The 311-nt window shown below is 68.5% G+C and carries 1 protein-coding gene; it reads right to left on the bottom strand.

Annotated features, from left to right (window positions below; genetic code table 11):
* On the bottom strand, nucleotides 1-289 hold a 289-nt coding region (locus tag H5J33_RS36640; protein WP_181798980.1), incomplete at its 3' end, for a hypothetical protein.
* Nucleotides 290-311: the final 22 nt, after the last annotated feature.

The following is a 311-nucleotide window of genomic DNA, read 5'->3' as shown; positions in this document are numbered from 1 at the left end:
CACCCAGGTCACCCGGATCACCCGAACCGACCTGGACCGGCTCGAGCCAGTACCGCTCCCGCTGGAAGGCGTACGTCGGCAACTCAAGGAAGTCCGGCCTCCGACCGGCAACGGGCCAGTCGATGTCGAGCCCCGCCACAAAAGCCTCGCCCAACGCCAGGCTGAAGCGCCGCTGTTCGTCCTCGTTCCGGCGCAGCGTCCCCAGGACGACCGCCTCGGCGCCCGCTTCCTCAACGCTCTCCTCCACCGACGCCGTCAGCACCGGATGCGCACTCGACTCGATGAACACGTCGAAACCGTCGGCGAGCAGG

The sequence above is a fragment of the Streptomyces sp. WELS2 genome (assembly GCF_013870595.1).
Taxonomy (GTDB): domain Bacteria; phylum Actinomycetota; class Actinomycetes; order Streptomycetales; family Streptomycetaceae; genus Streptomyces.
Note: the sequence above shows the minus strand (reverse complement) of the source record. Positions and strands in the feature narration are given on the sequence as shown.